General features: G+C 63.4%; 11 protein-coding genes. 4 read left to right on the top strand and 7 right to left on the bottom strand.

The features are described 5' to 3' along the window. Genes cobN through ACIPIJ_RS12055 form a run of 3 tightly spaced genes read left to right on the top strand, consistent with a single transcriptional unit; the run spans position 1 to position 5,433 of the window. Positions 1–3,762: a cobaltochelatase subunit CobN gene (gene cobN / locus ACIPIJ_RS12065; protein ID WP_401076646.1), complete on the top strand. Its 3,762-nt coding sequence runs from the start codon at positions 1–3 to the stop codon at positions 3,760–3,762. A 1-nt stretch (position 3,763) separates the two neighbouring features. Further along, positions 3,764–4,765 carry an ATP-binding protein gene (locus tag ACIPIJ_RS12060; RefSeq protein WP_401076643.1) on the top strand — a complete coding sequence of 334 codons (1,002 nt, stop codon included), beginning with the start codon at positions 3,764–3,766 and terminating at the stop codon, positions 4,763–4,765. Positions 4,766–4,800: 35 nt separating this feature from the next. After that, entirely contained in the window at positions 4,801–5,433 is a 633-nt protein-coding gene (locus tag ACIPIJ_RS12055) for a VWA domain-containing protein (protein WP_401076640.1), read from the top strand. 115 nt (positions 5,434–5,548) lie between these two features. Here ACIPIJ_RS12055 and ACIPIJ_RS12050 read toward each other — a convergent pair whose 3' ends face one another. Then, positions 5,549–5,815, bottom strand: a complete 267-nt coding sequence (locus ACIPIJ_RS12050; RefSeq protein ID WP_027919312.1) for a hypothetical protein — start codon at positions 5,813–5,815, stop codon at positions 5,549–5,551. An 89-nt stretch (positions 5,816–5,904) separates the two neighbouring features. Beyond that, positions 5,905–6,165 carry a hypothetical protein gene (locus tag ACIPIJ_RS12045; RefSeq protein ID WP_401076637.1) on the bottom strand — a complete coding sequence of 87 codons (261 nt, stop codon included), beginning with the start codon at positions 6,163–6,165 and terminating at the stop codon, positions 5,905–5,907. On the opposite strand from ACIPIJ_RS12045, the gene ACIPIJ_RS12040 reads away from it, so the two are divergent. Continuing rightward, positions 6,160–7,485 carry a sigma 54-interacting transcriptional regulator gene (locus ACIPIJ_RS12040; protein ID WP_401076634.1) on the top strand — a complete coding sequence of 442 codons (1,326 nt, stop codon included), beginning with the start codon at positions 6,160–6,162 and terminating at the stop codon, positions 7,483–7,485. The two genes, ACIPIJ_RS12045 and ACIPIJ_RS12040, sit on opposite strands and share 6 nt — an antisense overlap. Positions 7,486–7,520: 35 nt before the next feature. On the opposite strand, the gene ACIPIJ_RS12035 is transcribed toward ACIPIJ_RS12040, so the two are convergent. The 5 genes from ACIPIJ_RS12035 to ACIPIJ_RS12015 all read right to left on the bottom strand — a co-directional run bounded on the left by ACIPIJ_RS12035 (position 7,521) and on the right by ACIPIJ_RS12015 (position 14,200). After that, a complete protein-coding gene (locus ACIPIJ_RS12035) occupies positions 7,521–9,722 on the bottom strand; it encodes an LTA synthase family protein (RefSeq protein WP_401076632.1) in 2,202 nt (733 codons plus the stop codon). Positions 9,723–9,855: 133 nt separating this feature from the next. Then, the gene (locus ACIPIJ_RS12030) at positions 9,856–11,136 is read right to left on the bottom strand and encodes a hypothetical protein (protein WP_401076629.1); all 1,281 of its coding nucleotides are present in this window, start codon (positions 11,134–11,136) and stop codon (positions 9,856–9,858) included. Between the two features lie 46 nt (positions 11,137–11,182). Next, positions 11,183–11,929, bottom strand: a complete 747-nt coding sequence (locus ACIPIJ_RS12025) for a hypothetical protein (RefSeq protein ID WP_401076627.1) — start codon at positions 11,927–11,929, stop codon at positions 11,183–11,185. A 32-nt stretch (positions 11,930–11,961) separates the two neighbouring features. Then, positions 11,962–12,642, bottom strand: a complete 681-nt coding sequence (locus tag ACIPIJ_RS12020; RefSeq protein ID WP_401076624.1) for a C39 family peptidase — start codon at positions 12,640–12,642, stop codon at positions 11,962–11,964. 67 nt (positions 12,643–12,709) lie between these two features. Further along, positions 12,710–14,200 carry a heme utilization protein gene (locus tag ACIPIJ_RS12015; protein WP_401076622.1) on the bottom strand — a complete coding sequence of 497 codons (1,491 nt, stop codon included), beginning with the start codon at positions 14,198–14,200 and terminating at the stop codon, positions 12,710–12,712. Positions 14,201–14,219: the final 19 nt, after the last annotated feature.

The following is a 14,219-nucleotide window of genomic DNA, read 5'->3' as shown; positions in this document are numbered from 1 at the left end:
ATGCACCTGCTGCGGACCCAGCCCGGCGGCTTCGTGCCGGACGACAGCATTGCCGACCTCGGCCAGACGTCCGCCGAACTGGTGATCCTCTGCAGCGGCGACTCGCACCTGGCCTTGCTCGCCGAAACCGCCGAGCAACTGCCGGATGACTTCCCCAGCTTGCGCCTGGCCAACCCCATGCAGGTGCAGAACCACGCTTCGGTCGATTTGTATGTCGATGAGGTGTTGCGCCATGCCAAGGTCATTTTGGTGTCGTTGCACGGCGGCGTCGGCTATTGGCGGTATGGTGTCGAGCAGCTGGTCGAACTGTCCTCGCGCGGTGTCCAGCTGATACTGGTGCCGGGCGACGACCGCCCGGACCCGGAGCTGACCGGCCTTGGCACGGTCACTGGCGAGTCGGCCGAGCGCCTTTGGCACTACCTGCGCCAAGGCGGCAAGGCCAATGCCGTCAACCTGTTCAAGTGCCTGGCCAACCAGTGGCTGGGCTGTGATTACACCTGGGATGCGCCGCAGCCGTTGCCACGCACCTCGGTCTATCACCCGAGCAAACCGGCAGCGGTCCTTGAAGATTGGTACGGCCAGTGGCTCCCGGAGCACCCGGTGGCGCCGCTGCTGTTCTACCGCTCGCACCTGCAGGCCGCCAATACGGCCTTCATCGACGTATTCTGCGAACGCCTGCTGGCAGCCGGCCTCAACCCGCTGCCGATTGCCGTCGCCAGCCTCAAGGAAAGTGCCTGCCTGGAACAGGTGGAAGCCTGGCTGGACGAAGTCGGCGCCGACGTATTGATCAACACCACAGGCTTCGCCTTGTCCAGCCCGGAGCGCCCCAACCTGCGGCCGTTTCGACGTGATATCCCGGTGCTGCAGGCGATCTGCGCGCAGGACAACCAACCCGGCTGGGAAGCCAGCGAGCAGGGCCTTGGCGCCCGCGACCTGGCCATGCACATTGCCTTGCCTGAACTGGACGGGCGCATCATCACCCGCCCGGTGAGTTTCAAGGACATGGCCTGGCGCAGCGAGCGCAGCCAGTCAGACGTAGTCTGCTACCGCGCCCACCCCGAACGCATGGATTTCGTCGCCGAACTGGCAAGGCGCTGGGTGGAGCTGGCGCGACTGCCCAACGGGCAGAAGCGCGTGGCGCTGGTGCTGGCCAACTATCCGACCCGTGATGGGCGTATCGGCAACGGCGTCGGGCTGGACACGCCCGCAGCGGCCTTGAATATTCTCAAGGCCCTGCAAGCCGAAGGCTATCCGTTGGCCGAGCTGCCGGGCAGCGGCACGCAACTGATCCACCAGTTGCTCGGCGGCGTGACCAACGACCTCGACCACCTCGACCAGCGTCCCTGTGCCCAGAGCCTGAGTCTCACGGATTATCAGGCGGCCTTCGAGCGCCTGCCTGAAGCCAACCGCCAGGCCGTACTGGAGCATTGGGGGCCACCCGAGCAAGACCCGATGTACCGCAGCGGCCGCTTGATGGTCGCCGGCCTGCGTTTTGGCCTGACGTTCGTCGGCATCCAGCCGGCGCGTGGTTATCAGGTCGACCCCAGCGCCGTCTACCACGACCCGGATCTGGTGCCGCCACATGGCTATCTGGCGTTCCATTTCTGGCTGCGCCATGCCTTTGCCGCCGACGCGGTCATCCATGTCGGCAAGCACGGCAACCTGGAGTGGCTGCCCGGCAAAGGCGTCGGCCTGTCTGCCCAGTGCTGGCCGGATGCGCTGCTGGGCCCACTGCCGAACATCTACCCATTCATCGTCAACGACCCAGGCGAGGGCGCCCAGGCCAAGCGCCGCACCCAGGCGGTGATCATCGACCACCTGATGCCGCCGCTGACCCGCGCCGAAACCTACGGGCCGTTGCGCCATCTGGAGCAACTGGCCGACGAGTTCTACGAAGCGCAGATGCTCGACCCGCGGCGCGCCCGTGAACTGCAGCGCGATATTCTCGAACTGGTCAAGGCCAACCATATTGATCGCGAACTGCAGCTGGAAGGCCAGTTGGACGATGCTGCCGTGTGGTTGCCGCGCCTGGACACTTACCTGTGCGACCTCAAGGAATCGCAGATTCGCGATGGCCTGCATGTGTTCGGCGAATCCCCGCAGGCCCGCCTGCGGATCGACACCTTGCTGGCCCTGCTGCGGGTCGAGCGCGGTGATGGCCGGGGGGGCAATGCCAGCTTGCTGCGCACGCTCGCCAAAGCACTGGTGCTGGGCTTCGACCCTTTGGATTGCGACCTTGGCCAAGCGTGGTCGGGGCCGCGCCCGATGCTTTTGCAAGCCATCAGCGAAGCGCCGTGGCGCACCTTCGGCGACACCCGCGAACGCCTTGAGCTGTTGGCGTTGCAGGTCATCGAGCAAGCGTTGGACGGTACGCTACAGTTGCCCGCCGAGGTGCAATGGCAGCCGCTGCAGGAGGTGGTGCAGGCCCTGCTGGAGCAGGTAGCACCCAACCTGGACGCCTGCGGGGCAGCGGAAATCAACGGCCTGCTTGCGGCCCTGGCCGGGCGCTTTGTGCCGGCCGGCCCCAGCGGCGCACCCAGCCGTGGGCGCCTGGATGTGCTACCCACCGGCCGCAACTTCTATACCGTGGACGTGCGCAACTTGCCCACCACCACCGCCTGGCGCCTGGGTTTCGCCTCGGCCAGCCTGGTCCTCGAACGCCATCTGCAGGACCACGGTGATCACCTGCGCCAGCTGGGCCTGTCGGTGTGGGGCACGGCGACCATGCGCACCGGCGGCGATGACATCGCCCAGGCCATGGCGCTGATGGGCGTGCGGCCGGTGTGGGCCACCGGTAGCCAACGCGTCGACGATTTCGAGATTCTGCCGCTGAGCCTGCTCGATCGCCCGCGGGTGGATGTGACCTTGCGCGTCTCGGGCTTTTTCCGCGATGCCTTCGGCAACCTGATCCGCCTGTTCGATGCGGCGGTGCAGGCGGTAGCGGCGCTGGACGAGCCGGATGACTACAACCCCCTGGCCGCGCGCGTGCGCAGCGAGCGTGAAGCGCTGCAGGCGCAGGGTGTGGCCGCCGAGCAGGCGGCACGCCAGGCCGGCTGGCGCGTGTTCGGCGCCAAGCCCGGCGCTTATGGTGCCGGTGTGCAGAATGCCATCGATGGCCGCTTGTGGCACAGCCGCGACGACCTTGCCGAGGTGTACCTCAACCATGGTGGCTATGCCTATGGCGCCAGTGACGAAGGCACCCCGGCGCGGGCCCAGTTCGCCCGGCGTCTGGGCCAGGTGCAGGCGGTTCTGCAAAATCAGGACAACCATGAGCACGACCTGCTCGATTCCAATGACTACTATCAGTTCCAAGGGGGCATGCTGGCGGCATCCGAGACCTTGTCCGGCAGCGCGGTGGCCAGTTACCACGGCGATCACAGCCAGGTCGACCGGCCGCGTATCCGCACCCTCAAAGAGGAGCTGAACCGCGTCATCCGCGCCCGCGCGCTCAATCCCAAGTGGATCGACGGCGCCAAGCGGCATGGCTACAAAGGTGCCTTCGAGCTGGCGGCGACAGTCGACAACCTGTTCGCCTTCGATGCCACCACGCACCTGATCGATGACCATCATTATCAGTCGCTGGCCGATGCCTATGTGCTCGACCCGGCGACCCGCGACTTCATGCGCGAGCACAACCCCGAGGCGCTGCGTGACCTCACCGAGCGTTTGCTGGAAGCCCAGCAGCGCGGGCTCTGGGAAGCCCCCGGTGACTATCGCGAAGCGCTGGAGGAGCAACTGCTCGACGGCGAGGAACAGGCTTGAAATGAGTGAACCCGTGCAATTCCCCCTGGCGGCCGTGGTCGGTGCCGACGATCTCAAGCTGGCGCTGTGCCTGACGGCCATCGACCCGAAGATTGGCGGCGTGCTGATCGAGGGGCCGCGCGGGATGGCCAAGAGTACCCTGGCCCGTGGCCTGGCCGACCTGCTCGGTGAGGGGCCGTTCGTAACCTTGCCGCTGGGTGCCAGCGAGGAACGGCTGGTCGGTACGCTGGACCTCGATGCCGCGCTGGGGCAGGGCAAGGCGCAGTTTTCGCCGGGTGTGTTGGCCCAGGCTGATGGCGGCGTGTTGTACGTCGATGAGGTCAACCTGCTGCCCGACACATTGGTCGATCTTTTGCTGGACGTGGCCGCCAGTGGCACTAACCGCATCGAGCGCGACGGGATTTCCCACCGGCACAGTGCCCGTTTCGTCTTGATCGGCACCATGAACCCCGAAGAAGGCGAATTGCGCCCGCAATTGCTCGACCGCTTTGGCCTGAATGTGATGCTCGAAGGGTTGCCGGCGCCCGCAGCGCGCCAGCAGATCATTCGTCGCCGGCTGGCCTTCGACAGCGACCCGCAGGCCTTCTGCGAGCAGTGGGCAGCCGACCAGGCGCAATTGCGCGAGCGCTGTCAGGCGGCGCGTCAGGCCCTGGCAGCCATTGCCCTGGACGACCAGGCCCTGGCCTGGATCACCGAGCGCTGCTTTGCCGCCGGAGTCGATGGCTTGCGTGCCGACCTGGTCTGGTTGCGTGCTGCCCGCGCGCATTGTGCCTGGCGCGGGGGCGAGGCGATCGAGGAGGCCGATGTCGATGCCGTGGCGGAGTTCGCCCTGCGCCATCGGCGTCGGGTGTCGCCTGAAAGCGAGCCGCCATCTGCGCCACCCCCTGCAGGTGGACGTGATGCGCCCAATCCAGGCGGGCAGGGCGATTGGGGGGCATTGCCAGCACAGCCGGTGGCCAGCGGTGCCCGACGCGAGGTGCCGAACTGGGCAAAAAAGCCCTGAGCATCCGCCCACCCGGCAGCCAGGTGGCGGATGCCATGCCCCGTGTCGGCAGACTGGACGGTGCCAGCCGTGGCCGTGTGGTTGCGGCGGCAAAAGGCCGGGTGGCCTGGCTCGCGACCCTGCTCAAAGGGCGCCCACGCCTGCGCCAGGACCTTTGCTGGCAACAGCGCCGGGGCCAAGCCGTTGAGCTCTGGCTGGTCATCGTCGATGCATCGGCCTCTACACGCCGCCACCAGGCGTTAGCGCTGAGTAAAGGGCTGTTGGCGGAGTTGTTCGACCAGGCGTATCGCCAGCGTGCCCGCTTGGCGCTGCTGACCGCCAGTGGCGGTGCGCCGCAGTGGCAACGGCAGGGCCTGAAAGCCTCGGCTGCACTGCAACCGTGGCTGCAAGCCTTGGGGGCAGGCGGCGGTACACCGTTGATCGCAGCGCTGGACCAAGCCCGCCACTGGTTGCAGGCAAGGCAAAAGGCCCACCCTCAGGAACTGCAGCGCTGCTTGGTTTTTACTGACGGGCGCCTGCAACGTTGGAATGCCTTGCAGCCCATGCCGTGTGCCACTTTAGTGGTGGACATGGAATTGGCGCCCGTTCGGCTGGGTCGGGCGCGGCAGTTGGCCATGCATTTACTGGCCGACTATCAGCATCTTGAGCAATTCAAGGTGAAACAATGAATTATTACGGCAGGGCGTGCCGCGACACTATGTCGCAAGGGCAGAAGTTGCCTGAGCGCTAATAGCAAAGTTGCACAAGTGCGTGCCGGGCACGCACTTGCTGGCAGCACGGCTATTACTTTGGCATCGACCAGGGTTGCAGGTCATAGCCTTTCTGGCACAGTTCGGCGCGCACTTCCTCGATCAGGCTGGCCCATTGAGCTGGGTCGGAATAGATACGCGAGGACACTTGCTTGCTGCCGATACGGGTGCTGGTCCGGTCGATCACTGCCAGGCTCAACTCACCGGTACCATTGGGCGCATCCCAGGCGACGCACTGGAAGGGTTCGAAGGCGTGGTCGGCAATCAGCAATGCTTCGTTGACACGGAGCGGGGCATTCATGGTTCGGTCTCTCTATGGTCCCAAACATCGAAATTCAAGTCCGCGTAACTGCAACGTCGCTTCAGGTTATCGCGATCTGCAGTGCGGGGTTATTTGTACTGATGCTCCAAGTTGGGGGTGAAGTCACACCGTGGCTGTAAATTTTTCACGGTGGAACAATTTTTTAATTGTCCTGCGCCGCCTGTGACGCTGATAAATTTGAAAAATTCCCGTTTGCTCTGAAACCGGCCGAGCTCGGCAGACAGACGGTAGTGGGCGCCATCATGTTCGTTGCTACTGTTAAACAGGCGCCGCAACTTACTGTTTTCATGTAAAAAACCACAATTTGGCGCCAAGGAACGGTCATGCACGAAACCGCCTCCCTTCGCCGTCTGCTCATTGTCGACCCCTGCGACGACTGCCACCGCCTGCTTCCGGGCCTTGAACATGCCGGCTGGGATGTTCACAGCTGTAGCCTTGACCTTGCCCTGGAGCATCGCTGCGATATCGGCCTGCTGCGCCTGCAGGAATCGCACCTGCGCCACCCGGATGCGGTCAAGGACATGATCAAGCGCAGCAATACCGAGTGGATCGCCGTGCTCAATGCCGAGCAATTGCGCATGCAGAATGTCGGCGACTTCGTCTGCGAATGGTTCTTCGATTTCCATACCTTGCCGTTTGACGTCTCTCGCGTGCTGGTGACCCTGGGCCGGGCCTTCGGCATGGCGCGCCTGCGGGGCAAGGGGGCGGTGCCAATCGATGGCCTGGAAGACGAACTGCTGGGTGACAGCAGGCCGATTCTCGAGCTGCGCAAACTGCTGGGCAAACTGGCACCTACCGAGTCGCCGGTATTGATCCGCGGCGAAAGCGGTACCGGCAAAGAGCTGGTCGCACGCACCCTGCATCGTCAATCGCAACGGTGCGAGATGCCGTTCATTGCCATCAATTGCGGGGCGATCCCCGAGCACTTGATCCAGTCCGAGTTGTTCGGGCACGAGAAGGGCGCCTTTACCGGTGCCCACCAGCGCAAGGTGGGGCGTATCGAGGCCGCACACGGCGGCACGCTGTTTCTCGATGAAATTGGCGACCTGCCGCTGGAGTTGCAGGCAAACTTGTTGCGCTTTTTGCAGGAAAAGCACATCGAGCGGGTCGGCGGTAGCCAGCCGATACCGGTGGACGTGCGGGTGCTGGCGGCGACGCATGTGGACCTGGAGCGCGCCATCGAGCAAGGGCGTTTTCGCGAGGACCTGTATTACCGGCTCAACGTCCTGCAAGTGGTCACGGCGCCGCTGCGCGACCGGCATGGCGACCTGTCGATGCTGGCCAATCATTTTTCGCACTTCTACAGCTTGGAGACAGGCCGCAGGCCACGCACGTTCAGTGACCATGCCTTGGCGGCGATGGGCCGGCATCACTGGCCCGGTAATGTGCGGGAGCTGGCCAACCGGGTGCGACGCGGGTTAGTGCTGGCCGAAGGGCGGCAGATCGAGGCCCAGGACCTCGGCCTGCACGTGCTGGAGCAGGAGGACCAGCCTTTGGGCACCTTGGAAGACTACAAGCATCGGGCCGAACGCCAGGCGCTGTGCGACGTGCTGGACCGGCACAGCAATAACATGAGCATTGCCGCGAAGGTGCTTGGGGTATCCCGGCCGACCTTCTATCGGCTGCTGCACAAGCACCAGATTCGCTGAAAACGCCCCGGGCAGGGGCGTGAGCGGCCTAGCGGTCAGCTCGATTGGGCAATATGCCCATCCGACAATTCCTCGACCGTCTCTTCCTCATCCGGCAACGCCGTGATCACGCTGAAGTCGCTGACCTCGACCTCACCGCCACCATAGCCCAGCAAGTGGAAGGAAAACGCCTTGCGTACCGTCGGGTTATCGAAGCCGAACTCCATTTCCAGCGGCTCATCGGCCGTCACCCGGATCTCGTCGGGCAGCCCCAGCGGCACATCCTGTTCCAGCTCCTTCGCCTTGAGTTGAATGTAGGCTGCGTGCTGCGGATCAAGTGCGCGCACCTTGACCCGCACCCGTGTCCGCGAGCCTTCGGGCATCTCCAGGTACTGCGCGCCAATCAGGTTGTCGGCCCAGTCATCGCGTATCTGCGCCTGCAGCTGGATGGCCGAGGGGCCACCAAACTGGTAGCGCAGGTTGAGCGGGGTTTGCAGTAGGGACTGGTCGAGCACCCCGGCCAGGGCGCCGAGTTGCGGGCCAACACTGCTGTCACCGGGGCCGAGGTACTTGGCCTGGTCGGCGATGAACCCCTCGCTGGCATAGCGACGGCAGCGCTGCTGGAAGTCGCATTCGGTAAATACCCCCTGGCCGTCGTGGTAGCGCAGCATGCCGTTGGTGTAGGAAATCATCTCCCGGCCAGTGTCGTAATCGCGAAACAGCGAGCGACCGGCCAGCGCCACCGGTATCGGCAGGGCAAAGTAGTCGAGCAGGGAGTTGGCCAGGTCCACATGGCCGTAGGTGCCCAGCTTGATGTGCGGCAGTTGTGCCTGCTCCGGTGCCAGGGTCAGGTTTAAGCCCCAGGAGGACGCCAGGCGCACGCCGTCGATCCCGTGGGACTCGTCCGAAGTCACGACCACCAGGGTGTCCTTGAGCACACCCTGGCGCTCGAGTTTGTCGAGGAACGCGCCTATTGCGTCATCCAGGTAGGCCACCGCTGCCTGCTTGGCGGTGTCATAGCGTTCGAGGTACTCGGCGGGCGCAGAGTACGGCTGGTGAGTACCCACGGTCAGCAGGGTCAGCATCCACGGGCGCTCCTGCTGGCGGAGCTGGCCGACGTAATCCAGGGCGCCTTCGAAGAACGCCCGGTCATCCTTGCCCCAGGGGAACTCCAGGTAGTTCTCGTTGCTGAACCACTCCAGGCCATGCACCGAATCGAAGCCGATGTGCGGCATGATCCGGTCCTTGGCCATGAAGCGCAGACCCGCACCTTGCAGGTAGTGTGTGGTGAAGCCGGCCTGGCGCAGCTGGGCCGGCAGGCAGGCCTCGTTACGTTGATGCTGGGTGAGCAGTTCCATGCCCTTGGGTGTGCCGTTGGCCAGCTTGTCGTAATCGCCGCAGAGCATGGCGTACAGGCCGCGGATGGTCTGGTGGGTATGCAGCACGTAGTCCGGGGTGTTCATGCCGCGCTCGGCCCAGCGGCTGAGGTTGGGCATCAGGTCTTCGTCAAAGCGGCTGTGCATCGCCTGGCGGTTAGGCCGCACATAGGCCCCAGGAATGCCTTCGACGGTGATCACCAGCAGGTTGCGCGCGCTGCCGGGTGCGCTCAGCAGTTTCTGGCCATGCAGGTCGGACTGGGTCAGCCCGGCGCTGGGCAGCGGCGTGACCGGTTGCGTCTGACCGGCCCAGCCCAGTGCCCGCTGCTGGAAGTCGGCGACCCCAGCCGAAAGCAGCTGATGAGGGAGGTTGTACTGCCGCCACTGGTCGGCGTCGGACGGTGCCAGGTGCTGGCTGCCCCAGTGCACGCCGAACAGCGCAAGCGGCAAGGCCAGGGCCTTGAACCCCAGTGGGGTGCCCCGCTGGCCGCGGCTGCGCCAGGCTGACAGTGCCCACACCAGCACGCCAGCACCCATGGCCCAGGGCAACCAGGCGTGAGCCAGGCCACCACCGGTGGAGTTTTCCATGAATTGTGGATCGAAAAGGTAAGCCAGGTCGGCGCTGTTCGGCAGCCGCCCGACGGCACTGACCAGCTCGGCCGAGGCGACCCACAGTACCGCCCAGGCCAGCAGCACGGGCAGGGCCAGCCACCCGGGCCGACGGTGGAGAAGCAGCACGAGCAAGCTGCCAAGCGCAAGGTCCGAGACATAGCCCAGTGGGTTGGACCAGCCCAGCAGGGCGCGCGCAGCCAGAGGAATCACCAGCACCAGGGTTGCCAGGGCAACGAGCCGGGTCTGCGGGTGGCCGAGCAGGTTTTTCACGAAAACTTTCCTTAATTGCCGTTAAAACGTCACATATCTGTGCGCGATGATAACAGGCTGGGGTCAGGAAAGCGGTTGGCTACAAGCTTGGTTACCAAAAGCCGGGCCCGCTGTGGGCCCGGTAATCCTGGCGTCAGAAGTAGTAAGGGAATTTCAGGCTGAAGGAAAAGTCTGGCGCATCGTCGGTCAGGCCGATGGAGAGGTTCGGCACGATGGTCAGGTTGTTGGAGGCCGCGAAGGTCATCCCAATGTTGAAGTTGGCTGCGTTGTAATCACTGTTGGTGATCGACTGCCAGTCGCCGCCATCGGGTTTGATCTTGCTCTTGCGCGAAAACTGGTCGGTGACCGAGAACGACATGCTCATTTTTTCGTTCAGGGCAAAGGCGATACCGCCACCGATCTGCCAGGAGTCCCCCAGTTTCACGTCGCCAGGTACTTTGGTGTTGACCGTGGGGCTGATGTCGCTGAACGAGTCTTGCATGTTGTAGGTGTAGGACAGGCTGCCAAACAGCACGGCCGGGTCGAAGGTCTTGACCAGCGAGATACCGGGCGTGATCGCCCACACACCGTTACCCGTCGGCAGGTCTTCTGGGATGGCCAGGTTGTCGTTGCCGGCCACCGGGATGAGCTTGATGCCATAGGGGTCATCGCCGGTGGGCGCCTTGACCCGCAAGGTGGCGACGGCATCAGGCCAGTTCTCCGATTCGTCGATGAACTTGTACGCCACGCCGACGTTGACGTCGCCGATGGTCGGGTCGCGGGTCACTGTGCCGTCGGAACTTACACCGGCTGCACCGCCTGCGCCGCCGGAGGAGTAGGTCGATTCGCGGTAGACGATGGGTACGTTAATGTCGAATTGCCAGCGCTGGTCGACGTTGTAGCGGGCGGTGAGGTCCAGCGTCCAGTTATCGGCCTTGATGCGGTCGATATTGATGTTGCCGAGGAAAATCGAGTCCAGTGCCAGGAACCCGTTGAGGGTCAGGGCACGGGTATCGTAGTGGGTGTAGGTCAGGCCGGTTTCGACACTGAACTTGCCGCCGCCGAAGAAGCCGCTGGCTTCGTCGTACAGGTTGGACACGCTTTGCGCGGGCTCGGAATTGTCCTGCAGCGACTGGCCGTAGGAGCTGCCAGTGGTGCCCGGCGCGCCCGAGGCCACCGTCTGCGCACCCTTGACACCCTCGGCGGGGGACTTGGTCAGGCGCTTGGGTGCGGGGGCCGGCGGGGCTTCCTCTACCTGCCGCAGGCGCTGTTCCAGCACCATCAGTGCATTTTGCTGGGCTTCGTAGCGCTCCTTCAGCGCGATGAGTTCCTGTTTGAGTGCTTCGACCTGAGGGTCGGTTGCCGCCTGTAGCAGAGTGGCCGGGGCCAGGGTTGTCAAACAAACGATAGCTCTGAACGTCAACAAACGGTGCATGGATTAGCCGTCCCTTCTGACTACATACGATGAGACTGAGCGTAGATCAGTATCCGAGATTGCGAAGGCCTTTGAGCTGGTCCAGGTTTGTGCCCATCGAGCCCGCCGTAGGCGCGTTGTCACGCAGCACCACGTTGAGCGACGTCAGGTTGCTGACGCGGTTGCTGGCCCCGAGCAGGGTGGTGTTCTGCATCAGCCCACCCTGGCCCAGACGCTGCACGGTGCTGCCCTGGTTGTCATTGGCGACGATACTCAGTTGTACCCCCGTGCCGCTGGAGGAAACGCTCAGCGAGCCTGCGCCATTGGCGCCGACCAGCGTGGAACCGGCAGCCAGGGCCTGGCCCTGGGGTTGTGATGCCGGCGCTTCGTTGGCCTTGGTAACGTTGATGTCGACATTGTTGTGGGCGGTGTTGTAATCGCCGGCAGCACGCACGACCTGGGTCACGCCTTCGGTGGTGTTGAGGCCACTGCCGCCGGTGACGCTACCGGTGCCGGCGCTGTTGGCGCGCGAGCTGCCAGTGCCTTTCTCATCGATCATCGACACGTAGAATTGCGGCTTGATGGTCGATTGCTGGACCTGCATGGCGGAGGTTGCGCCAATCACCTCACCATTGGCGTTCTGCCAGGTGCTGGTCATGACGATGCCGAAGCTGACGATCCGCCCAGGCATCACGTAGCGCCCGCGCAGGTTGGCCAGCTCCTGATCCTTGAGTTCGATCGGTTTGAACGTTTCTGCCTGGGTCGGCAGGCTGGCGGCCAGGCAAAGGGCGGCCAGCCAGATTGAAGTCTTCATGGGGAGCTCCCGGAGCGTCTGGCCCATCGTGGTTAGAAGAAGTCGCTTTGGATGAAACCGAAGTCCATCAACTCGGCGTCCTGCACCGGGGTGAAGTTGCTGATGCGGTTTTTGGCGCTCAGCGGCAGTGGCGGGTCGAGCAGGGCATTGGCCTTGTCGTACCCCTGGCCGATGACGGCAAAGATGATGCCGTTCCAGCCTTTTACGAAATCATCGAGCTTGAAGCGTTTGTGGCCGAGCACCGGGTCGCCGATGTACACCCAGCCTTTGTCGACCTTTTGCATGACCACGAAATGCTTGTAGCCGCGGATGTCCATCAGCACCACCACCGGGATTCGGATGCTGTGCAGCGTGTCGGGGGCTACCTTGTAGCCGCGTGCGCGCATGCCCAGGCTTTCCACGTAATGCTTCATGTCGAGCATCGAGAAGCCTTGAGTGCGGACCAAGTCCTGGTTGGCGTGGGCCAGCATGCCTTCGATCACCTGATGTTCGTCCACATCCAGCCAGTAGGCCTGGCGCAGGATGGTTGCCAGAGAGGCTGCGCCACAACTGAAGTCGGTTTTCTGCTGTACCAGATCAGCGAACTTGCGCTCGCGGATGCTTTGGATGGGCTTGTAGATCACCGCGCCACCCGGCAGGACGGACAACGGCATCTGGGCTGCTTCGCTCACACTGGCCATGCACAGCAAAAACGCCAAGGCGATAATGCGCATGTTCGACGCCCCCTGCTTTTTCTTGTTAGTAAGAGGCCCCCCGAGGGGGGCCTCCAGGCCGCAGTTGTTACATGGAGGTGTTGGAGATGGCCAGCGAGTTGCTTTGCTGGTTGCCCACACCGGCTGCCACGTTGACGCCCAGGTTGCCGCTGCCACCATTCACCGAGCCACTCAGGGTAGCGGTGTTGGTCACAGGGTTGGCCCAGCCGGTCGGGGTCAGTACTTGGAACGACACGGTGTTGCTCAGCGCGAACTCACTAGACTCGCTGAAGCTCTTCGAGATGCTGTCCGAAGATTGCGAGGCTTTTTCGCCGGCTTTCTCGTAAGCCGAAGCACTCGCTTTTTCCCACGCCGAGGCGTTTGCCTTCTCGTACGAAGTATCGCGAGACTTGTCATAGGACGAGTCGCGGGTACGGTCATACGAAGAGTCATACGCCTTGTCGAAGGACGAGTTGTAGGACTTGTCGAAGGACGAGTTGCTGGCCGACTCGTGCGACCTGTCGATCGATGCGTCAAGCGAAGCACTGAGCGATGCATCGAAGTCGGAGCTGCGCGAACGGGTGAAGTTGCCGAAGGTTTGCGACGAGGATGCACTGCCGTTGGCACTAGCATCGAGCGACGCGTTCAGCGAAGCGCTGGACGAAGAGCTGTGGTCGCGGCTGGACGAACCACTGGCATCCCAGCTGTTGGAGCCGCTGGCGGTCATGCTGTTGGTGCCACTGGCGCTGCTGCTGTTGGAGCCGCTGGCGGTCATGCTGCTAGACCCGCTGGCGCTGCTGCTCTTCGAACCGCTGGCGCTGCTGCTGTTGGAGCCAGACGCGCTGAAGCTCGAACTGGAGCTCTTGTCCACGCTTGCATCATACGCACCGCTACGCGAGGCCGAGCCACTCGAAGACGTGGTGAAGGTCAGCGTATCGATGGTGTAGGTGCGATCGGCGCGGTTGTTCACTTCCAGGCCAGGACCGTTCTGATCGGCCGAAGCGGTGGCGCTCGAGTTACCGATAGCCGCGGCATTGTTGGCAATCGCCATGGTATTTTTCTGCTGGTTCAGGTCGCCGCCAGCAATGTTGATACCGATGTTGCCGCTGCTGCCATCAGCCGAGCCGCTCATGACCGCAGAACTTTGCGTCGACCAGTTGTTGACGACGTTGTTGTTGCTGCGCTGAACAACATCGGCACTGGCGGTGGCGGTGCCGAAGACGAAGCTGTTGTCGATGTCGGCGTTATCGGACGAAGTGTTGGCGATGGCCGCAGCGTTGTCCTGCTGGTTGCCGTTACCGGCCGCCACGTTGACGCCGACGTTGCCACTGGCACCCGCGCCAGAGCTGCTCATTTCGGCTTCGTTGATGGTGCCTTCGTTGCGGATGCTATTGCCAGTGCTCCGTTGGGAGTCAGTGGCTGTGGCATCGGCGTTGGTATAAACCGCCCTGTCCATCTGCCGGGGGTTGTTATTGTGGCCGTGGCCACCGCGTCTATCGTTCTGATCCGCTTGTGCAGCAACAGCCATGACCGCAGCAATTGCGAAAACCAGAGGCTTGATTGCCATCGAGGGTTTCATGGTGTTTCTCCGTCTTCTT

The sequence above is a fragment of the Pseudomonas sp. NPDC087185 genome, from assembly GCF_044744955.1.
Lineage (GTDB): Bacteria > Pseudomonadota > Gammaproteobacteria > Pseudomonadales > Pseudomonadaceae > Aquipseudomonas.
Note: the sequence above shows the minus strand (reverse complement) of the source record. Positions and strands in the feature narration are given on the sequence as shown.